Here is a 21712-nt window from a genome sequence, read left to right as displayed (position 1 = left end):
GATCCGGTCGCGCCCCGGTGATATTTTCCCGGTCATCTGTTTCAAATACAAATCCTTGACCGCCAAGTTATGCACCGGATTGCCGATCACTTTCACCTTGTTGTCCCGGTCAAGCAGGAAGGTTTGGAATGTGATGTCTTGCGGAAATTTGTTCAATTTGTCCAACTGACTGTCCCGGTCGATACAGACCGGACGGTTAAAGTTGTCGCGTTTCAGGATATATCGCAATTCTTTATCATCTTTCGACTGGAAGACGAAAATGAACGGGATGTTGCTGTTTGTTGCCGAATCGACATGGGCGATCAATTCTTTCCATTTCGGCAGTTGTAATTTGCAACTGGTACAACCTGTTGAATCGACATAAATCAGCACTTTATATTCTGTATCGGGTATCCGGTATTCCACCTGCTCAGTGACGAAACGGGTGAAAGCCATATCCTGCGGAAACACGATCTCTTTTCCCTGCCATTCCTGAACTAAACGGGCAAATTGCTCTTTTTTGTCTTCTTTGCAAGAGGTTAACAAAAAGAATATAGATAATATGTATAACAGTGGTTTCATCTATTGTTATATTTTAAATTCCATGATCGGCTCGTCGCTTTCTACACATGTGGCGATGACCGTCTTTGTTTTTTCGTTTATATCGATTCCGTATATGGGTTTGTCTAAGGTGTATTTTTGTATGGGATTTCCTTTCAGGTCGAATACATATATATAACGCCCTCCGTCCTCCGGCTTTTCGCCCCGTTGATAAGAGGCTAATTTGTCTTTAAACCGGATTCCTTGGAATACGCTATAGATATATTTGTCAGTGATAACAATATCGCTGAATCCCATAATTCCGGTCGGGAAGCCTTCACCTTTGATGCTTTTAAACCGGGGTTCGCCGTTCGGACCGTATAATACGGTATGGGTATTCTCTTTGGTATTGTATATTTCGATGGATTCCCCTAATTGGGTGACCATTGCCAATATGCCATTGTGCGGGTTGTAATCGATAAAACTACGCCATGCCTGTGCTAATGCTGGGCGGATTTCCGAAGCCAAATCTTTTTCGGTAGGTATTTTACCGATGCTTCTGATAGGTTTACCACTGTAATTGACTTGCCAATATCGGTGCTCTCCTAAATAGTCCGGGATCAGAAAACAAGAGTCTGTGGCACAGAAATCTAATGAACGGATTAGATTTTTATCTAATCGTATCACTTCCTGTCTTGTAGCTGAATGGTCTTTTGCTGAAATCGCCCAGCGTGAGATCTGCATCTTGTTTGCATCGAGTGCATATATGGAATCGAGGGAGTTGAACTGGAATGTTTCGGCCGAAAGCATTTCTTCCGGTCCTTCACCCCGTTTGCCAAAAGAAACAATATGTTTCCAATTCGGATATGTGAAAGCATGAAAATAATTGTCTGCGTTATGCAAATCCATTACAATAGCTATACTGTCTTTGACCACTACCCGGAATGGGTAGCGGAAGAGGGCAGTGTCCAGTTCGATCACCCGCGCACTTATTGCCTTTTCATTGGGAAAAGTCGAATATCGTGGGTAGTAAGTACCGGGGGAATCGGTACAGGAGATTATCGCACTGATACCTATTAATAATACGTATGCAAAACGTTTCACGATTATTCTAAACTTAAACCTGATATTTTATATTTTACTTTGTAGCTTCGGCAATCGACTGAACCATAACCATAGCAATGGGCATCATCATCATTTTCGCCTTGGGCCAATGCTTCAACATTCTGAAATGCCAGACTGTCCAATGTGCTTGTTTCATTATTGTAAAACAGGCTACACACAGCCACCAAACAACTTGTAATAAAAAGCAATTTTAATACTGTTTTCTTTTTCATGTTCCTTTTTTGAGCGTAAAAGTAATCTTCCGATTTAAGATTGTCAACTAAAAGTGGAAACACTTTGCTGTTTCCGGTGAAATGTTGCCAAAGTGTTGATTTTGCTTGTTCGTTTTGTTACTTTTGTCTCACAAATGAGATGAAAATGGAAAAACATAGATTTATTATAGTCTTTGGAGGGATATTGATTTTAACGATATTAGTTGTGTTTTTATCTTGCCATTATTTTTCTCAAATTAAAAATGAGCAGATTCTTAAAGCAACTTATCTTTTTAGTCATGCAGTCGATCTGGAAAAGGAACTGATGCAACCGGAGTTTATCTCTTTCCCCAAATCATATACTGGTATTTCTTCTGATTTTACTGTTATTGAAATCGAAAAGGGAAAAGTTGTTTATAAAAAAAGTGAACAGGCGGACAGTCTTGCTTTGACTGATAAAAGAGAATGGAGCTTTCAATTGTTCATTGCTTTCGAAAATCCCAATCGTGCCTTTACCCTCGACAGTCTTTTTCAAGAAGAACTAAAAAGTGAAGGCATAATCGCCCAGACAGCTGTTTCTTTTTTACAGGGTGACAGCCTTGTCAGTTGTTCGAATAAGCCGTTATCTCGGGCAGGGATCGCTTTGGAGCCTATTGTGTTTGGTGTAGAACATGATCAAAGGCAAATAAAACTACAAGCGTATGTCTTGTTTTCCCATTCCTATTTATTTAGCCGGATGTCTCTGATTTGGGGGCTGATTTTGTTGTGGTGTATTCTTGTTATTATAATGTATATATGGCAACGCCACAAAAATGTAGAGCATAATGAAGCAGCTGTTACTCCTGTTACGCCCGTACCGGTAGCGCTTTCTTCGGATGCTTCGGAGTGGATAGAGATAGCGCAGGATGTTTTTTTCAGCAAGAAAACGGGAGAATTGAAAGATCAAGATCATAAAGTTTTTTTGGCAAGAAACCGTTTACGTGCTTTTATCCGTTTTTTGGAAGCGCCGGATCATACTATCAGCTATCCTGTTTTTTGTAATGATGTGTTAGGGCGGCCTTTGAGCGAAGATGAATCGACAAAAGAAAATAGGCAGCTAAACCGAGCGATAAAGAAATCTATGACGCAAACCATAATGCGACTGCGAGAAGATTTGACAACTTTTCCGGAGTTGTCTATTGAAAATGCTTCCGGTTTATCTTATCGCCTGAATATTGGAACTGTCCGGGAGAGCAACATAAGGCTGGAGGATACCTGTAGCTGGTCACGCGGATCATAACCGGGGCGTTCTTCAAAATTTGGCATATTCCTGCCACTTTCAGGACAACCGCATCAAAATTTTCCAGGGTTGTGATCTACATATGAAGTTTTCTGCAAATCCTCTATCACTCCATCACTCCAAAGGTTGTAGCTATTAATATTCAAGCGTCAGAGACAGTGATACAAGACGTTTTCCTTTATCACTCCTCTATCACCTCTGGAACATGGTTTTTGTTATATTATTGATAATCAGTATGCTGTATTCTATATGCTTTGGAAAAAGCATATAGAATAATCGAATAAACAAATGTAAAAATGAATATAACAGGTATTAAATCGGCGAAATACGGTTCTTCATTCCACAAAAGCCCTCTCTTTTTTTGCCAAAGACAAGCAGATAATTCCGTAAACACCCCCATGTTGCCATCCTTAACACCCGGGTGTACCGACTTTCTACACCCGGGTGTTAAGGATGGCAACATGGGGGTGTCCGGCAACTAAAGTACCGTGCTAGACAATGAAAACCACCCGGTTTTACCTATTTTGCACTCGTTTTTACATAAAATAATCGCGTGATTTACAGGGATGAGAAAAACTGCTATTGCCAGTGATAGGGTAGTGATAGAGAAAACGGGCATGTATCACAAATCAGACAATTTGAATATCAACTGATAGAAAGAAATCAGTGATACAGTGACAGAGGAAATGGGAAAAACTTATAAGATAAGGTCCTGTTTTTTCTTTGGTATATTTCATACACAATAGTTCGTTAAAAATTCGCCAACCCTAAGCGGCTCTGGCAGTAAATAAAATGAGTTCTTTGAAAAGTTTGTCAATAACTTGCATGTCTGGGTTAATCCCAAACACGCAAATAAATCGGGAGTGCTGATAAAAAGCACTTGGAACAAATCGTGATCCGATTGCGAAAAGGCTTGAAGGATATCTTTCTTCTGGCTTTCCAAATTATACTGGAAACAGACTTGTTCAAAGTTGGCTGACAGAATGTGAATCTACTCTTTTTATCTATCTGAATTGTGTATTCAGTCCGTAATATAACAACGATAGTAAAGTTTCTTTGCATAGCCAAGACTGTCGGACTGATATAGTCTAAATTATCCCTTCTAAATCCAAATAAGCGAACTGTATTTCATCGTTTAAGTTTATGATAAGCCGGTTATTTTCTTTGTCATAACAGAAATCGGTTATCATGTATCCGGTTTCCAGGGTTTTGAGGTAATTGCCATTTAAATCGAAGACCAGGAACTTTGTTGGATAGTAGGCGTCTGTGCGGTGATCGCCACCGGAATAAAGGGCCAGAATCTTATCTCCACAAAATTCAACTCCGAGAGAATAGTGCTGGGTTTGTGTTTTTTCGTTTACCCATTTCGGGCCGTAGATATTGCATTTTAAATTCCCGTTAAAATCACAGATGATCATCAGGTCGTATTGAGTATAACATTGGACATATAATTGGTGCTCTGCGGATGCTGCGTATATGAAGCGGACTTTTTTCAAATCGGGATATTCGTATGGCATAGGATTTATTTCCCCGGTTGCCATATTCCATCTGGCAACCGAAGGTTTATAATCGTTGTTACCTATCGGTTCGATGATTTTGGCAATGCAAAGTGTGTCATTCAAATATAAATAATCATCCGGAAACAGTTTTTTCTTCATATCTATTTTTACACTTGGCTGATATTCCGGAGTCGTTAAAACACTGTCCAGGTCGTAAGCGAATATTTTCAGTTTGCCGTGATCCGATACAAAGAAGCGGCGGTTCGTCTCGTCGATTCCAACATGGCCTATAATTGTAATCTCACCCGGACCTTGTCCCTGATATGTACTGCTGGCAAGATGTTCGAATGTGTTTTTGTCAAACAGATGAATGAGTTTGTCCGGTGAATTATAATCGGTGACAATTAAATAATTGTCGATTAGATAAGTCCTCGATATCCGGCCTATCAGCACATCTTGTGTTGAAAACTCTTTCATTTTGTCCCGTACGTCGACCACCTGATCCCGTTTACTCTGGTGTTTTTCTGTTTCAGAATCCTGACTGCAACTCCAACAGACAGCGATCAATAAAAGGTATAACAATTTATTCATGACTTTATTTGCTTTTAATATGTTGTCACGATACAAATATACGAATATTATTTAATTACGATATGATCGTAACGGCTTTGTCCGAATTATTGATAGACATGAACTATATTTTTGTTTTTCATATCTTCATGATGAGATATTGGATCAGCCGGAGGCATAAAGATTCGGAATCTGTCAAAATAATTGCTATCTTTGTCGCCATTTGATATTAATAATTTAAGAAAGAAAATGGAAACAGTAGTAAGTGGCATTCGCCCAACGGGTAATTTGCATCTGGGGAATTACTTCGGAGCAGTAAAAGGATTTTTGCAAATGCAAAATGAGTATAATTGCTTTTTCTTTATTGCAGACTGGCACTCGTTGACTACACATCCGCATCCTGATAATATCCGTAACAGTGTAAAGACGATCCTGGCCGAATATCTGGCTTGTGGCATCGATCCGGAAAAAGCGACCATCTATCTTCAGAGCGATGTGCGCGAAATTCCCGAATTGTATCTGTATCTGAATATGAATGCAGGGATCGGCGAGTTGATGCGTACTACTTCTTTCAAGGATAAGGCACGCCAGCAGTTGCACATCGACCGTGTCAACACCACGGAAGGGGATGTGGAAAAGGAAATTTTCAACGAAGGCAATAAACATAGCGTAAGCGCCGGTTTGCTGACCTACCCGACTCTGATGGCTGCCGATATCATTATTCATAAGGCGGTGAAAGTACCGGTAGGGAAAGACCAGGAACAAAATATGGAAATGGCGCGCCGTTTTGCCCGTCGTTTCAATGCAACTTACGGAGTCGAATGTTTCCCGGAACCCGCCTCTTTCTATTATTCCAATAAGGCGATCAAAGTTCCCGGACTGGACGGATCCGGCAAGATGGGTAAGAGCGAAGGTAATGCTATCTACCTGATCGACGATGAAAAGACAATCAAGAAGAAGGTGATGAAAGCTGTGACAGATGCAGGTCCGACGGAACCGAACAGCGTGAAACCCGAACCGATTGCCAATCTGTTTACGATGATGGAGATCGTATCGACAAAAGATACTTTCGATTTCTTCAATGAGAAATATAACAATTGCGAGATCCGTTACGGAGATTTGAAAAAGCAGTTGGCTGAAGATATCAATAATTTCTGTGCTCCGATTCGTGAACGTATCTTGGACATTCGTTCCAACGAAGACTATTTGGCAAAAGTAGCCCGCATGGGAGCCGAAAAAGCAAGCGAGAGCGCTGCGAAAACGTTGCGTGAAGTGCGTGAGATTATCGGATTCAGAGGATAAGCATATTCAGGCTTACTATATTTGAGGCACGGATTACACCGACCTCACGGATGAATTAAAACCGTGTAGTCTGTGTAGTCCGTGTTTTGTTTATGTTTGCAAGGCAGGTGATTTTGTGCGGTATAATTTATTAAAATCATAATAAAGAACCTGAAAATCGGATTATTAAATGGAAAACTACTTTACTTTGCAGTGAATAGAGACAAGTAACAAATGTATGGCGGCAATATCTGCGGGTGAATTTGAACGTATTTTCAAGGAGTTTTATAAGCCCTTGTGCCTGTTTGCACTCCGTTTTACAGAAAAAATGGAAGATGCCGAGGACGTCGTGCAGCAGGTTTTTGCCGATGTTTGGGATAAGAACAGCCATGATATGGTAATTGCTAACTTTAAATCCTATCTCTATCAGGCGGTACGGAACCGTTCCCTTACGCTTATCGCCCAGTCTTCCGATATGTTACAGACAACGGAATGTATTGCTGATATAGAAGACCTGTCGGAAGAGGAACAGATATATCAATCGGAACGGGATGCGCGTCTTTGGGCGGCTATCGACGGATTGCCTGCTGAACGGAAGAAAATATTTCTGCTTTCCAAGCGGGACGGATTGAAATATCAGGAGATTGCGGAGGAGTTGCATATTTCCATTAAAACAGTTGAAAACCAGATGGGAAAAGCATTAAAGACTTTGCGGGAAACTGTCATACGGATTTATTGTTTCTTTTTTTCTTGAATGAATAGGGGTTTTTTCAAATTTCCGGTCTTAGTGATAGAAAGGTTAAATGTTTATGTATCACTAATACAAAAAAGAAAAATGAAGAAATTCGTGTTATTTGTGATGTTGATGATGAGTGTGGTATCGGTGAGCGCACAACGATGGTCGTTGACGCCGGAAGTCGGGATGACGGCCGTCAAGAGAGGCGGCTTCTCTTATATCGATGAACCGGGATACACTTGGAATGCCCGTTGGAAAATCGGAGTTGGAGTGGAGTATGTTGTTAAACCGGACCGTTTTTCATTGAAATCGGGGTTGTATTATGCTCAACGGGGATATTCGAGACAATCGACTTCGTTCGGGAACATTTACCCGACAATAGACGATCAGTCGGAGTCTACTTTTAGTAAAAGCTATTATAAGACGAGGCGTCATTTCTTGCAAGTCCCGTTGATGGCGAATTTGTCATTCTGTTTAGCGGATAATGTACGGTTGAATCTGGCTGCCGGTCCTTATATCGCTTATTCGATGGGAGATAAAAATATAGCTGTGTATAATGAATATACACCGGGTAATAGTAGCAGTCATGAAAGTTATGGCTCTATCTATTATGGAGGTAATGGAGGTTATTTGTATGGTGGCGGATGGGTAGAGAAAGGTTTTAGTCATGAAAGTTGGACGCACGATAACTCTTTCGACTGGGGACTTTCGTTTCAGGCAGGATTGGAAATAGGCTCCTGTGTGATGAATGTCGGTTACGATGCCTCTTTGGGCAAGGAATACGAATATGATTCGGTCGACTTGAAATACCATACTTTCAGTTTATCTGTCGGTTATAAATTTAAATTAGGAAAATAAACAATGGAAAGGGCTGTGGCAATTGTCCATTGTCCATTATCAATTGTCAATTGAAATGAAGAACAACGAGCGAGATGATAGATTTGAAAAACGCCTTCGTTTTGTAGTCCGGCACTACAAAGAGGGGAGCTTGGATGAGGATAAGGCTTGGAAACGGTTTGCCTTTCGGCAGGGAATCTGCCGCCAGGTCGCTTTTCGCCGTTATTGGATGGCGGCCGCTTCTGTTGTGCTTTTGCTTATTGGATTCGGCACTTTTTATGTGAAAGAGCGGAATAATCCCGAATGGGTATCTGTCGCTACTGTATCGGGGCAATTAAAAGATGTTTATTTGCCGGATAGCACGCTGGTTTCTATGGCCGGAAATTCGACACTTCGGTATGATGTGAAGAAATATGGAAAGGAAAGACGTGTGGTGGAGATGACGGGAAAAGCTTTTTTCCAGGTGAAGAGGAACGAGGCGCGCCCCTTTTCCGTTCATACTGCCATGACGGAGGTGACGGTTTTAGGTACCAGCTTCCAAGTTAGTGAACAACCGGACATGACGGAAGTCGATGTCGTTACGGGAAAAGTGCGTTTTGCTGCCGGAAAGGAGCCCGAACCGGTTATCCTGACGGCGGGAATGTCGGCCTCTTATTCGAATGAAAAGAAAGAAATAGATATCCTGAAGGAAGAGAATCCGAATAATCTTTCCTGGAAAACGAAGCAGTTGAGGTTTAACGATACGCCTTTGGAGAAGGTGATCAGGGACCTGAACGAGTATTACCAGGTGGAGATCATCAACAAAGTGGATTCGCCGGATTCCCGACTGACCGCAACATTCAACGATCTGCCTCTTGACGAAGTCCTGATGGTTATCAATCAGACGTTGGATATCCGATTGGTTCCCCGGAAAGATAAATAAAAAATATGTATCGTGTTTACCTATTTGTCATCGGGATTTGTATATGTTGCCCGCTGATCGGAGCGAAAGAACCTTTGCCCCTGTTGGCGGACCCGACTCCTACTGTCACGCTGGATATGAAGCGGGTACCGTTACAGGATATTTTGCTGGAGATCGAAAAGCAGACCGGCCTGTTTTTTTCCTATGAATCGTCGATGTTGAAAGAATTCCGCCATGTTTCGTTGACGGCGCGCGACGAGTCTCTTTCTTATTGCCTGAAACGGTTGTTCGAGCCTTTACCTCTTGTTTACCGGATTACGGGACGTTATGTGATATTGAAACGGAAACCCCGGCAATATACCATCAGTGGGTTTGTGCGGGATTCCGCATCCTACGAGAGTCTGATTGCGGCAACCGTGGTGGAGCGTTCTTCCGGAAAAGGATCGGTTTCCAATAATTACGGCTTTTACAGTATTACGCTACCTCCGGGGAAAGTGGTGCTGTCTTCTTCTTATGTCGGCTACGAGCCCTGTTCCGTTACGTTCGAGTTGACCCGCGACACGATGATCGATCTCTCCCTATCGCCTGCCGGGGTACTGGGGGAAGTCGTGATAAAAGGAATTTCTCCCCGGTCGGATGTTTTGAACAGTCGGGTAGGGGTGTCGGATGTCCCGGCAAGCCGGGTGAAATCGTTGCCGGCCCTGTTGGGCGAAACGGATGTTGTCAAGACTTTGCAACGGCTACCGGGTGTGACCGGAGGAACAGAAGGCATGAGTGGCTTGTTTGTGCGGGGAGGTGATGGCGACGATAACCTGTTTTTGCTTGATGGAAATCCGGTCTATCATACAGACCATGTGTTAGGCTTCTTTTCGGCTTTCAATCCGGATGCTGTGAAGAATGCCACTTTTTATAAAGGAAGTTTTCCGGCGGAATACGGCGGGAGACTTTCTTCTGTTGTAGATGTGCGTACAAACGAAGGAAACCGGAAAGAATATCACGGGAATATCTCGATCGGCTTGCTGGCGGCGCGTGCCAATCTCGAAGGGCCGATCATCAAGGATCGGTCTTCGTTCAACGTGTCGGTACGGCGTACTTGGATGGAATTGATTACCTGGCCACTCATGACGGCAGTGAACAAGAAGGCCGATACTGAATGGAAGGGCGGATACCATTTCTACGATATGAATGCTAAAGTCGATTATTCTTTTACGGACCGTAGCCGTGCTTATCTGAGTTTTTACATGGGAAGTGACAGTTATCGTAACGGTGAGGATTCGAAAGATATACATGGTGAAGATCGGGACTTCCGCTGGCGCTGGGGAAATCTGATCGGGTCTGCCGGGTGGAACTACCTGATCAACCGGAAACTGTTTGCCACTTTTACCGGAGGGTATACCCGCTACCGTTCGCATATAATCCAGAAGCAGAATGCTTTTGTCTCATCGCCGGATAAGAGCGGACAGGTCTATTTTCAGGAAGGGCATTATCGTTCGGCTATGGAAGATGTGAGTCTGAGAGCCTCTTTTGACTATCGCCCGAATGTCGACCACCGGGTTCGGATGGGAGGCGATTACCTGTTCCATCTTTTTCGTCCCGAACAAAGTAATATGAGTTCCTGGTATAAGGATTCGGTTGTTTCGCAAATGAATAATACGGTCTTTTCACATTCTTTGATTCATGGCCACGAAGTTTCCCTGTATGCGGAAGACGAAATGTTGCTGACCGACCGGTTGCGGGTGAATGCCGGGTTGCGCTTTACCCTTTTCCATGTACAAGGAGAGACATACCAGTCATTCCAGCCCCGTTTTTCCGCCCGCTATCTGTTAGGGCGGAACCTGTCGGCAAAAGTGTCCTATACGAAGATGAACCAATATATCCATTTATTGTCCAACAGCTATATCAGCCAGCCGACGGATATCTGGGTGCCGGTTACCGGGAATATCCGTCCGATGCATGCGCATCAGGTAACGGGTGGCCTATTTTGGCATTATAAAGAATTGGATTTCTCGGCTGAAGGCTATTACAAACGGATGAATAATCTGGTGGAATATAAGGATAACGGTCCGGTTCTTCCCTCTTTTGAGGGGTGGGAAGACCGGGTCGGAGTGGGGAAGGGACGTTCTTACGGCTTGGAACTGATGGTGCAGAAAAAGACCGGGCGGTTTAACGGATGGATCGGGTATACGCTCTCCTGGTCCGATCGCTGGTTTCCGGATGGGACGGTCAACAAAGGACATCGTTTCCCCTCCAAATACGACAACCGGCATAAAGTCGATATCGTCGCTTCCTACAAACTTTCAAAAAAGGTGGAACTGACGGCAGCCTGGATGTATAAGTCCGGTAATCACCTGACGATTCAGGATGTGCAATACCGCCCGTTACCGGAGCTGACGGAGCGTGGCTATCAGGAGGAGCTTTGGTGGGGATATGGCGAGAACGCAAGTTCGCGCAACAATTACCAGCTTCCGGCTTACCACCGGCTTGATTTAGGTGCTAATTTCTACCGGTATAAGAAGAACGGGCGTATGGGAATCTGGAACCTGAGTCTTTGCAATGCCTATTTTAAGGCGAATCCTTTCTCAGTCCGGCCTATTTATTATCAAACGGAAAAAGGGCGGGAGGTCGTGTTGGAGCAGACCTTGTTGTTTCTTTTCGTCCCTTCTGTTTCTTATACATATAAATTCTGATGGCGATGAAGAAGATACTGTTTGCCTTGTGCCTGCTTTTGTTTGTCTCTTGTACCCGCGACGTGGTGCTGGTCCTTCCGCCCGTTTCTCCGCGCCTGGTGCTGAATGCTTCCGTTTCGCCGGATACGGATGTGACGGCTTTCTTGTCCAAAAGTTGGTTTGTCTTGGACACGGTTACGGACGACGGGGTCGAGGATGGCAGCATACAAGTGTTTATAAACGACCGTTTGCAAGGACGTATGCAGCCCGTTTCCGATAGCCGGTTTACAGGACGGTACGTGTTGCCCGGATGCCGTGTGAGGGCCGGCGATCGCTTACGGCTGGAAGCAGAGGCGGGTGGTTTCGATCTGGTAGGGGGAGAGACAGTTATCCCGGATCCGGTGGAGGTGTTGTCTGTCGATACGGTCCGTTTTACCCGCTTTGGTTATGGAGGATATGAATATCCTTCCATACGGCTGTATGTCCGGTTTCGTGACAAGCCGGATAAACGAAACTATTATCGCTTGATAATTGAAAAACAGACAGAGTTCCAGAAGGGAGACAGTGTGATAACCTGTAGTTCGATGTACCGGTCAGAACTTAATTATACGGATTGGTTGGGCGTAGTTTATGAAGATCCGGTATTTCGTTCGACAGTGACGAATCCGGTTATTGAGCAGTTAGATGGGACGACTTGCCGGGGCACGTTTACGGACGATATGTTCGATGGCAAAGACTATACGGTCCGCTCTTCTTTCTGGCCTGTCGATAGTTCCTTTAAGGGCGATTCTGTAACGACAACGGTGCATTATGATATTCGTCTGATGGCTATTTCGGAAGAATACTATCGGTATCTGGTTGTAATCCGTAATTTCTCTATCTCGTTGGGTGATGCTTACTTAGATGGTTTGGTGGAACCCACCGCCACTTATACGAATGTCGAAGGTGGTTTTGGAATTGTTGCCGGTTGCCAACTGGCCCATCGCCGTTTTACAATGCCTTTCGGTGATAAAGAACCCTCTTGGAATCCGTTTGCCGTTTATGATTGATTTATAAAAATTTCCGGATCGAGTAGGGGTTTTTCCTGTTTTCCTGTCTTATGGATGAAAAGTCAATAAAGATAAGATGAAGAAGTTTATGTCGAGAGGATGGTTTACCTGTGTTTTTGTGTGTTTGAGTTGTTTTTTGATATCGGAGAAGTTGTCGGCAGAGGTAAATGGTGGAGATGAGGTTCGAACGGTTACATTGAACATGTGGAACGTTTCTTTGAAGGAGATTCTGACAGAGATCGAGAAGCAGGCCGGAGTGACTTTTTCGTATGAATCATCTTTGTTGAAAGAGTTTCAGAAAACGAGTTTCAAAGTGAACGATGCTGCATTGGACGATTGTCTGGCACGACTTTTTGCCGGCTATCCGTTCGTGTACAAGAGGACAGGAAATATTGTCGTTCTGAAACGTAAACCCAGACAGGTCACGATCAGCGGTTTTGTGCGGGATAAAACTTCCGCAGAATCCCTGGTCGGGGCTTCTGTGTATGAAGTGAATAGCCTGAGCGGTGTGGCTGCCAATACCTATGGATTCTTTAGTCTTTCGTTGCCTGTACCGTCGGGCAGTGATGGTGCTCCCGTTCGTTTGCAAGCGTCTTATATCGGTTATGAGAGCCATCTGTTCACAATTCCGGTGTTGAAGCAAGACACAGTCTTGGTAATCGATTTGCAGCCTAATGCCGCAATCGGAGAAGTGTTGGTGACAGCCTTGGAAACAACCCGCCAAACGGTCCGTAGTACGCAAATGGGAACATTGGAGGTGAATCATGCTACTATTCGTGCGACTCCGACTTTGTTGGGGGAGGCCGATATTATCCGGACCTTGCAATTGACACCTGGAGTGTCGGCTGGGACGGAAGGTATTTCTGGTTTGTATGTCAGGGGTGGAAATTCGGATGAGAACCTTTTTCTGGTCGATGGTAATCCTGTCTATCAGGTGAATCATATCGGCGGTTTTTTCTCTGCGTTCAACAATGAGGCGATTAAAGGCATGAATTTCTTCAAAGCCGGTTTCCCGGCCCGTTACGGCGGACGCCTTTCTTCGGTGGTGGATGTGCATACCAAGGAGGGGAATATGAAAGAATTTCATGGATCCGCCTCTTTAGGGTTGGTTTCCGGTAATCTGAATCTGGAAGGGCCGATTTGGAAAGACCGGACTTCTTTCAATATAGCGCTTAGGCGTACGTGGTTGGATGTGCTGACGGCTCCTGTGTTGGCGATTGTAAATAAGAAAAATAAAAAGAATGGAGAACGTATTAATGTCCGTTATGCTTTCCATGATTTGAATGCTCGTATCGACCATCGTTTCAGCGACCGGAGTAGGATGTATTTGAGCCTCTATAACGGGAATGATGTCTTGAAAGTAGGAAGTGAAGATTTTGCTTATTCCGAATATACAAGCGAATATCGTAATACGATCGACGCCTATATGCGTTGGGGGAATTTGGTCGCTTCTGCTGGCTGGACGTATGCGTTCAGTAATAAGTTATTCGGAAAATTGTCCGGTTTCTATACGCGATATCGTTCTAAAATCAGATATAAAGAGGAAGATGTTTCCGGTAAGGAAGGTGATTCCGGATATAAGTATTCTTTGGACGAGACGACCAATGTGACAGGAATCACGGATTTTGGTGTTCGTACCTCGTTTGATTATCGACCGGTGGCGGCACACCGTATCCGTTTTGGCGGTGATTACCTGATTCATTATTTTCAACCGGAGTATAACCGGATGAAAGCATTGGACAATAGTCTGCCGGATTCTATGCAGATTGCTAAAACTTTTTCCGACGACAAGTTGTGGGCACATGAATTGGCTGCCTATGCTGAAGATGATTGGTCGATTTCCGATGCTTTTCGTTTAAATGTCGGACTTCGTTTCAGCCTGTTTAATATTGATAACAGGACGTATACCGGTATTGAGCCGCGTGTTTCTATGCGCTGGTTGCTTTCACCGGATGTTAGTTTGAAAGCTTCTTACTCCCGTATGAACCAGTATGTACATTTGATCAGTAACAGCTTTATGGATTTGCCGACTGATTCTTGGATGCCGGTGACTAATAAGTTGAAGCCGCTTGTCAGTGACCAGATTTCTTTGGGTGGTTATTACAATTGGAATCAGCTATTGGATTTTTCTGTTGAAGGTTATTATAAACGGATGAACAACTTGTTGGAATATAAGGATGGTTATAGTCTGATTCCTTCATCCGTTTCATGGGAAAATAAGATGGCTTCCGGTGAAGGGCGTGCTTACGGAGTGGAGTTTATGGTTCGTAAGCAAACAGGAAAAACAACCGGATGGGTCGGGTATGCGCTGGCGTGGGCGGATCGTCAGTTTGACGAAATAAATAAAGGACGGCGCTATCCTTCCCGTTACGACAATCGGCATAAATTGAATATTGTTGTCATGCATAAACTCTCCAAAAAAGTAGAGCTGTCGGCTGCCTGGACTTATTCGTCTGGTAATTATACAACATTGTCACTGGAAAATTATTATCCGAGTGACCATCTGCACCAACCGGGAGAAAGACCTTTCTGGGGGAATGGGACTGGTGAAGATTATTATGACCAACGTAATAATTATCAACTTCCTGCCTACCATCGTTTGGATGTGGGCATTAATATATATCGTCCTAAAAAGAAGGGGCGTATGGGAATTTGGAATATTAGTATTTATAACGTGTACAGCCGGATGAATCCTATCCTGGTTTATAAAGGAGATGTCAAAGAGGAGGCTGGATCAGACGACTATGGGAATCCGAATGTCACCTATCGGAATGCATTCAAGTCTATTGGTATTTTTCCGATCATACCGTCGGTTTCATATACATATAAATTTTGAAGGAGGAAAAAGATGAGATATAATATTTGTATATTGGTTTTGTTGTTGTTTGTCTTGTCCGGTTGCGAGAAAGAGATAAATTTGGAACATATGCGTCCTGAACCCAAACTGGTGTTGAATTGTCTGGCCGTACAAGGTGATACACTATCGGTAGAACTTTCCCGTACCTGGTTTTATGCGGATAATAAGGTCAAAGATATTTTTGTGTCTGGTGCGGATGTAAAACTTTATGTGAACGATGTGTTCCGGGAATCATTGTCCGAAGTGGCCGTAAAGTATGAAGAGCTTGATATCGATGCCGTTCGTTACAAATCTTCATCTTATATACCTGTGACGGGCGATCGGATACGCCTTGTGGCTTCTCGGAATGGTTTTAAGGATGTGGAGGCCGTGACGGAAGTCCCTCGCCCCTGTTCTGTCTCGGGTTTCGAGCTTCAACAGGAGAGTGTAAGAGATACTACTGAATGGTTTGATGATGCATATATACATTTGGCTCAAAATAATACCGTGTGCTTCACTCTTCACGACGAACCAGGCGAAGACAATTATTATCTGATTTATTTCCGTCAGGGAAATATTTGGGGAGGAGAAAACGATACCGTTTATTCCTGGTATTCTTTTAGGCCTGATTATGGTAGTGAACCGGTATTTGCTGTTCAGAATTCGGCTTTAGATCAGATTTTCGGATATGATGGTGTGGGTGGTTATAACGGACTCGCTTTTTCGGACGAGTTGTTCGATGGGAAAAGCTATCAGTTTAAGATCCCTTGGAAAATAAGTCTTAGCTATACTCAGAGTGTCGATTATACCCCCTACATATACCGTTGTTATCTGTATTCCGTTTCTCGCTCCTATTATAACTATATGAAAACCATGAATGATTTGTATGAGAGTGGCTTTGTCGGCGATCTGGCGGAAATAGGCTTTGCCGAACCGGTCCGCATCTATTCGAATGTAGAAGGCGGAACCGGTATTTTAGGCGGCAGCTGCATGGAGTCCTGGGAATTTACAAGTGAATGATCAAGTCTACGCTGACCGGATAATGGTCCGAAATCCCTTCAGTTTCTATTCCGTTGTGGATATGGGCGTCGACACACCGGGAAACCAGGGATGGAGAAACCAGTATATAATCCAACCGTTCGCTTATCCCGTGCAGACGGGTGTCGCCATGTTGCCATCGGTAAAGGAAAGCGGTCGGGAATGTCGTTCGTTTATCGGCAGGGACATACAAACGGCATATATCGGTCAGCCCGATGGATAGGAATTGGGACAGAACTGAATAATCAAGCCGTCCGTCACGCATATTCCGGTATGTTTCTTGTTCGGCATCCCATTTCTGCTTGTTTTTGATGAGTTGGGCGTGTGTTTCCACCCAATCGGCGTCGAAAGGCGAATAGGCGTTGAAATCTCCCATGACCATACAGTTGTCCAACTGATTGTCCTGTATGTATTTTGTCAGCATTTGCGCTTCTTTCAGTCGGAACTTCCAGTCGTGAGGGCTGAGATGGGTGACGATGATATCCAATCCATACGTTTTTACGTGCAGCATGCCGTGCCAGAAATCTTCTACTTGTTTCTTTACGACCGTGATCGGTTTGTTGGAAGTTATGCCGACCGGGTATCCTTCTTCTTTCACGATGGCATAATACTTATGCCCGTATTCGGAGGCTAGTTGGCCTAAATTTTTTTCTGTAAATCCAACCAGTTCGGTTATGGCCAGAATGTCCGGTTGCTGTCCTTTTATCCAGTCGATAAAATTTGCTCGCCGGGAAGCATCATGTTCGAAACCGTTCCAAATATTGTAGGATATAACCCGTAGTTTCTCTTTTCTTGCTGGTTGCCCGTTGCTTGTTATGGGAAATAACGATATGAGCAGTAAGGTATAGAGTATATGATGTAGTTTCATGGTTCTATTGTTTTGACACATTTAAAAGTGGGTGTTGCGATAATTTTGTCTATTATTTCTTTATGTTCAGTTACCGATCCGGAACATTCCGATCTTGCCTGCCGGATAGAACATGAACTGGCGTTCCATCTTTCCGCGGATCGGATTGTATTCGTAGTTAACCCCTACGCCGACCCTGAAGCCGCTGTCGTTCACCTTGAATTCGAATGCTCCGCCTACGTTTGTATGGTTGTAAAACGGGTTCATCAGCATATGTGGGTTGTTTCTTTCGTTGTGATCGTAAAACGTATATTGTCCCCATCCTCTCACTGTCATCCAGTCGGTCACGTCATAGCTGGCCATCGCATTGAACCCGCCCATGAATTGGGGGGAAGGATTGAACGGGGTGAAATAGCGTCCGCCGAAAGCGCCTCCCGACAGGGAGAACCGGTCGTATGTCCATAGTAGTTCCGTGTTGATCCGGGTAAGACCACCGATGCCGGGCCATGTGTATTGTTGTCCGCTTGTGATAAAGGCCACTTGTTCGCTGACGGGGATGATCGATACTTCATGGAAATCCAATGCCATCGGCGAAACACGTCTTAACATCGGTGTGTAAGGATTGAAGAAAGGCTGGTAGGCAGCAGATGAAATAATCATGTCCATCGGGCGCTCCTGTTCATATGCGGATTGGACCGGAAGATCGGGAATGAATTCACGCAACTTGGCTTCGATCAGTTGCCTGTCCGATGGCGTGAAACTTTTGTATGTGAATTTGGGCAGGTTCAAGTCGAAAACCGCCCGTTTGGGTACTGCCACCATTCGTCCTTCTTTGGTTCTGATCCAAGTCAGATCAGATTGTGCTTGCAAACATAATGCGCACAATAACAATATGATTAAACTAATTCCCCGCTTCATACAACAACTCATTTAATTTCTGCGAAGATAAAAATAAATTTAGATATTTGTGTATAAATAATGAAGATCGGTGCAACTATCCGGAAATCTGTTTCATCATGTAATCAGAGAGTAGCAAGTATTTATGGACGAACAACTGTTAATCGACGGATGTAAGCGTGGCGAAGCATTGGCTCGTAAAGAATTATATGAACTGTACGCACCTGCCATGATGAGCGTGTGTGTCCCGGTCAATTTGGTGATTAATTTGTGGGACAATCCGGATTGGAATGTGTACGTCTCCGGGGGGGCAGCATGATAGAGAAAGGAGTGCGCTTCGAGTTTTGAAAATCAATGGCATAGTATAAACTATTATGTGCTTCCGCTTGTTATATTTTATAGTTACTTAAAAAAATAGGCGATGAAATTCTTTATTGACACGGCTAATCTGGATCAGATCCGGGAAGCAAATGAATTGGGTGTACTAGACGGTGTTACCACCAACCCTTCTCTGATGGCGAAAGAGGGTATCAAGGGAGTAGAAAACCAGCGTAGACATTACATCAAAATCTGCGAAATGGTGGATGGGGATGTGAGTGCCGAAGTGATTGCCACAGACTACGAAGGCATGATCAAGGAAGGTGAGGAACTGGCCGGACTAAATCCGCATATCGTAGTGAAGGTCCCTTGTATAGAAGCCGGAATCAAGGCAATCAAGTATTTTTCAGGTAAAGGCATCCGTACGAATTGTACGCTTGTCTTTTCTCCGGGACAGGCATTGTTGGCGACCAAAGCGGGTGCGACGTATGTTTCTCCTTTTGTCGGCCGTTTGGACGACATTGCGAGTGACGGAATCGAACTGGTGCGTAAGATTGTTGAGATGTACGATTACTACGATTACGAGACGCAGGTGCTGGCAGCCTCCATCCGTTCTACACAGCATATCATTCAGTGCGTGGAAGCCGGAGCCGATGTGGCAACCTGTCCGCTTTCTGCTATCAAAGACTTATTGAAACATCCGCTTACCGATAGTGGCTTGGCAACTTTCCTTGCCGACTATAAGAAGGTGAACGGATGATTTTCTTCCTCTTTTTATTCACTCTTTAGGCTTTTTACCGGGTTGCTCGAAGCTGCCCGGTAACTGTGCCATCCTACCGTTAGTAATGTGATAGCCAGGACGATGCCTCCGCCCATTAGGAAATAGAGTGGGGAAATGCTTATCCGGTTGGCGAAACTTTCCAGCCAACGGTTCAGCAGTACCCAGGCAAGAGGTGTTGCAATCACGAATGCCACTGCTATCCATTTGACGAACTGTCGGATCAGTAGTAACATGATGCTTCGTGTGCTGGCTCCATTCACCTTTCGGATGCCGATCTCTTTGGTCCGCTGTTTGGTCGCGTACAAAGCCATTCCAAACAGGCCGAAGCAGGTCAGGAGGATACTGATGATGGAATACATCAGCAATAAGTTCGCCATATCGGTCGTCCTGCGGTTGCGTTGCATGAATACTTCGTATACATCTATATAGGTGAAGTATTCATTAGGGTTTACCTTTTTCCATACCGCTTGTAACGTTTCCATCCCTTCCTTTTTCTGTTTTTCATTCAGTCTGACATAGAGTGTCCGGTAGTGTTGGTTGCCGGCGTTATTGAGATAGATCAAGGAAGGCATCGCTTCTTCTTCCAGCGTATTGATATAGAGGTCGCTGACAATCCCGCAGATTGTACATGCCTGTTTTGGATCCCCGGCCAGGACATTTTGGAAGGATTTGTCATACCGGCTGACCAGTTGGCCGACAGGGTTTTCACCGGCCGGGATCAGTATGTCCGCATATCTCCGGTTTATGTAGACTGGTTGGTCATATTTCTGCATGGCTTCCCGGGGAGCCAGTCCTTGGTGGATTTGTAGGTTCAGGGTTTGCAGGAGATCTTCTTCGCCCATGTATTGGACCGACGAATAGTAGGATTCTGATCCATCTTTGTTTTCAACAATGATCTGTTGGAGCCAGGCGAAGAGGAGGGAACCTCCGGCACGTGTGACGGAGGCTATTTCCGGTCTGTTCTTCAGTTCGGCTGCGAATGTGTTGACATCCAGTTTCCCTCCTTTCCAGCTTCCGATTTCGATTAGATTGCGGTAGCATTCGCCTTTCTTTTGTGTCAGTTTCAATTGTGCATGGATGGTGAGTGTTCCGATAACCAGCCCGATGGAGATGATATACTGCATGACGGAGAGAGCGGTGACGACCTTTCTTTTTTTGTTTCCGGTGAAGAACAGGCGGTAGTTGCTATCCGTCAGGTTGGCGATTTTCCGGCTCATGTAGCAAGCTGGGATAACGGACAGGATCAGGATTAGTCCGCAGATAACGGGTAGCACCTGCCTGTTCAGAAAAAATCCGGTGGTGATCCTTCCGGACATGATCCGGTTGAAAACGGGGATCAGGTCGTGGGCGATCAGCAACGAGAGCAGGAAGGCGATGCCGACTGTGAGGAATGTATCCAGAAACAATTGGTAGTTCATCTCTGCTTGTGTGGCTCCCATCAGCTTTTGTGTGTGTATGATCCGTATCTGTTGAAGGATCCGGGAGAAACTGAGATTGATATAGTTAGAGCAGGCGATCAGCAGGATCAGTAAGGCTGATATCAGCCCGATGAGTAACAGCGATTGCTGGGAACGGGCGATATAAGGAATCGATTCCTGCGTATAGTGTTGGAAATAGGATTCTTGTAAGGTATAGAAATAGTATCGCCCTTTCTCCTGTTGCAGGGTAGGGACTCCGTCTGCTTTGATCTTTTGGGCGAATTGTTCTTTGTCGAACGAGGGGGAGACTTTCAAAAGGGCGACTCCTCCACCGTAATAGTCTTGTCCGATACCGGTGAGCATGTCGAATTTGAGGTAGGACTGAGAATGTTCTTTCAATACGGCAGCAATTTGGAAAGGGCGGGAAAGGGGTGTTGTTTCGTCCTCATAACGTATGCCTCCGTCCGCCAGGTCTATTTGGACAATCTTTCCTACCGGGTTTGTTTTTCCGAATAGTTTCCGGGCACATGATTCGCTTAGCGCGGCTTTGTCCGGGGAGGCAAGGGCGTCATGCAGGTTGCCGTGCAGTACTTCATATTCGAAGAAGCGGGCAAAAGTAGTGTCTGTTATGGTAATCAGGATTGGGTCGTATTTTTTATCCCCTATGGTGACGGAGTTGCAATCGATTGAGCCGAAGCGCAGGTAATCTTCCACTTCCGAATATTGCTCTTTTAGTTGAATCGGGATCTTTCCAACAATGAATCTGTATTTGTAGCGAATGTAATGATTTATTATGAGCCTGTTTAAATTTCCCTGAAATAAATTTTGCATAGCCTTCATCGGCCAGCTTTGTCTCTTTATAGGATTATTTTGAAAAACAACTGTCATACTATCACTAATTTCCTTTTATCAATTGAATATCAA

The 21712-nt window shown here is 44.4% G+C and carries 18 protein-coding genes and 1 pseudogene; 11 read left to right on the top strand and 8 right to left on the bottom strand.

Features of this window, described 5'->3' with window-relative positions; translation table 11 throughout:
* The 3 genes from KTG12_RS19925 to KTG12_RS19915 all read right to left on the bottom strand — a co-directional run.
* A partial coding sequence (locus KTG12_RS19925; protein WP_216945526.1) for a hypothetical protein occupies nucleotides 1-561 on the bottom strand: 561 nt, incomplete at its 3' end.
* A 6-nt stretch (nucleotides 562-567) separates the two neighbouring features.
* Nucleotides 568-1623, bottom strand: a complete 1056-nt coding sequence (locus KTG12_RS19920) for a BF3164 family lipoprotein (RefSeq protein ID WP_005650689.1) — start codon at nucleotides 1621-1623, stop codon at nucleotides 568-570.
* A 2-nt stretch (nucleotides 1624-1625) separates the two neighbouring features.
* The gene (locus KTG12_RS19915; protein WP_005637759.1) at nucleotides 1626-1856 is read right to left on the bottom strand and encodes an NVEALA domain-containing protein; all 231 of its coding nucleotides are present in this window, start codon (nucleotides 1854-1856) and stop codon (nucleotides 1626-1628) included.
* A 145-nt stretch (nucleotides 1857-2001) separates the two neighbouring features.
* On the opposite strand from KTG12_RS19915, the gene KTG12_RS19910 reads away from it, so the two are divergent.
* Nucleotides 2002-3114 (top strand): hypothetical protein, encoded by a 1113-nt coding sequence (locus KTG12_RS19910; protein WP_240142598.1) that lies wholly within the window; start codon nucleotides 2002-2004, stop codon nucleotides 3112-3114.
* 767 nt (nucleotides 3115-3881) lie between these two features.
* Here the strand turns inward: KTG12_RS19910 and KTG12_RS22380 are convergent.
* Both KTG12_RS22380 and KTG12_RS19905 read right to left on the bottom strand, forming a co-directional pair.
* A pseudogene (locus KTG12_RS22380) lies at nucleotides 3882-3986 on the bottom strand (transposase); the annotation flags it as partial.
* A gap of 216 nt (nucleotides 3987-4202) precedes the next feature.
* Nucleotides 4203-5204, bottom strand: coding sequence for a 6-bladed beta-propeller (locus tag KTG12_RS19905; protein ID WP_173022978.1), 1002 nt, complete (start codon nucleotides 5202-5204; stop codon nucleotides 4203-4205).
* Nucleotides 5205-5432: 228 nt separating this feature from the next.
* On the opposite strand from KTG12_RS19905, the gene trpS reads away from it, so the two are divergent.
* The 8 genes from trpS (at nucleotide 5433) to KTG12_RS19865 (ending at nucleotide 16509) form a co-directional block, all read left to right on the top strand.
* On the top strand, nucleotides 5433-6485 hold the full coding sequence (trpS, locus tag KTG12_RS19900) for a tryptophan--tRNA ligase (RefSeq protein ID WP_005637744.1): 1053 nt from the start codon (nucleotides 5433-5435) through the stop codon (nucleotides 6483-6485).
* Between the two features lie 217 nt (nucleotides 6486-6702).
* Nucleotides 6703-7218, top strand: a complete 516-nt coding sequence (locus KTG12_RS19895) for an RNA polymerase sigma-70 factor (protein ID WP_138272772.1) — start codon at nucleotides 6703-6705, stop codon at nucleotides 7216-7218.
* An 81-nt stretch (nucleotides 7219-7299) separates the two neighbouring features.
* The gene (locus tag KTG12_RS19890) at nucleotides 7300-8058 is read left to right on the top strand and encodes an outer membrane beta-barrel protein (protein ID WP_138272773.1); all 759 of its coding nucleotides are present in this window, start codon (nucleotides 7300-7302) and stop codon (nucleotides 8056-8058) included.
* 55 nt (nucleotides 8059-8113) lie between these two features.
* On the top strand, nucleotides 8114-8959 hold the full coding sequence (locus KTG12_RS19885) for a FecR family protein (protein WP_005637739.1): 846 nt from the start codon (nucleotides 8114-8116) through the stop codon (nucleotides 8957-8959).
* Between the two features lie 5 nt (nucleotides 8960-8964).
* Nucleotides 8965-11625, top strand: a complete 2661-nt coding sequence (locus tag KTG12_RS19880) for a TonB-dependent receptor (RefSeq protein ID WP_138272774.1) — start codon at nucleotides 8965-8967, stop codon at nucleotides 11623-11625.
* Between the two features lie 5 nt (nucleotides 11626-11630).
* Entirely contained in the window at nucleotides 11631-12653 is a 1023-nt protein-coding gene (locus tag KTG12_RS19875) for a DUF4249 domain-containing protein (RefSeq protein WP_022321258.1), read from the top strand.
* Between the two features lie 76 nt (nucleotides 12654-12729).
* Entirely contained in the window at nucleotides 12730-15489 is a 2760-nt protein-coding gene (locus KTG12_RS19870) for a TonB-dependent receptor (protein WP_046452185.1), read from the top strand.
* 12 nt (nucleotides 15490-15501) lie between these two features.
* Nucleotides 15502-16509 carry a DUF4249 domain-containing protein gene (locus KTG12_RS19865; RefSeq protein WP_005637732.1) on the top strand — a complete coding sequence of 336 codons (1008 nt, stop codon included), beginning with the start codon at nucleotides 15502-15504 and terminating at the stop codon, nucleotides 16507-16509.
* Here KTG12_RS19865 and KTG12_RS19860 read toward each other — a convergent pair.
* Together KTG12_RS19860 and KTG12_RS19855 are read right to left on the bottom strand one after the other, a co-directional pair.
* The gene (locus tag KTG12_RS19860; protein ID WP_005637730.1) at nucleotides 16496-17395 is read right to left on the bottom strand and encodes an endonuclease/exonuclease/phosphatase family protein; all 900 of its coding nucleotides are present in this window, start codon (nucleotides 17393-17395) and stop codon (nucleotides 16496-16498) included. The two genes, KTG12_RS19865 and KTG12_RS19860, sit on opposite strands and share 14 nt — an antisense overlap.
* Before the next feature lie 66 nt (nucleotides 17396-17461).
* Nucleotides 17462-18292 (bottom strand): hypothetical protein, encoded by an 831-nt coding sequence (locus KTG12_RS19855; protein WP_005637729.1) that lies wholly within the window; start codon nucleotides 18290-18292, stop codon nucleotides 17462-17464.
* Nucleotides 18293-18416: 124 nt separating this feature from the next.
* Between KTG12_RS19855 and KTG12_RS19850 the strand changes: the two genes are divergently transcribed.
* Together KTG12_RS19850 and fsa are read left to right on the top strand one after the other, a co-directional pair.
* Nucleotides 18417-18590, top strand: coding sequence for a hypothetical protein (locus KTG12_RS19850; RefSeq protein WP_005637727.1), 174 nt, complete (start codon nucleotides 18417-18419; stop codon nucleotides 18588-18590).
* Between the two features lie 102 nt (nucleotides 18591-18692).
* Entirely contained in the window at nucleotides 18693-19349 is a 657-nt protein-coding gene (gene fsa / locus KTG12_RS19845; protein WP_138272775.1) for a fructose-6-phosphate aldolase, read from the top strand.
* A gap of 14 nt (nucleotides 19350-19363) precedes the next feature.
* Here the strand turns inward: fsa and KTG12_RS22375 are convergent, their stop codons facing one another.
* The gene (locus KTG12_RS22375; RefSeq protein ID WP_240142599.1) at nucleotides 19364-21619 is read right to left on the bottom strand and encodes an FtsX-like permease family protein; all 2256 of its coding nucleotides are present in this window, start codon (nucleotides 21617-21619) and stop codon (nucleotides 19364-19366) included.
* Nucleotides 21620-21712 lie beyond the last annotated feature (93 nt).

The sequence above is a fragment of the Parabacteroides sp. MSK.9.14 genome, from assembly GCF_019041495.1.
Lineage (GTDB): Bacteria > Bacteroidota > Bacteroidia > Bacteroidales > Tannerellaceae > Parabacteroides > Parabacteroides merdae.
The sequence above is the reverse complement of the archived record's forward strand: the minus strand, read 5'-3'. Positions and strand labels throughout refer to the sequence as shown.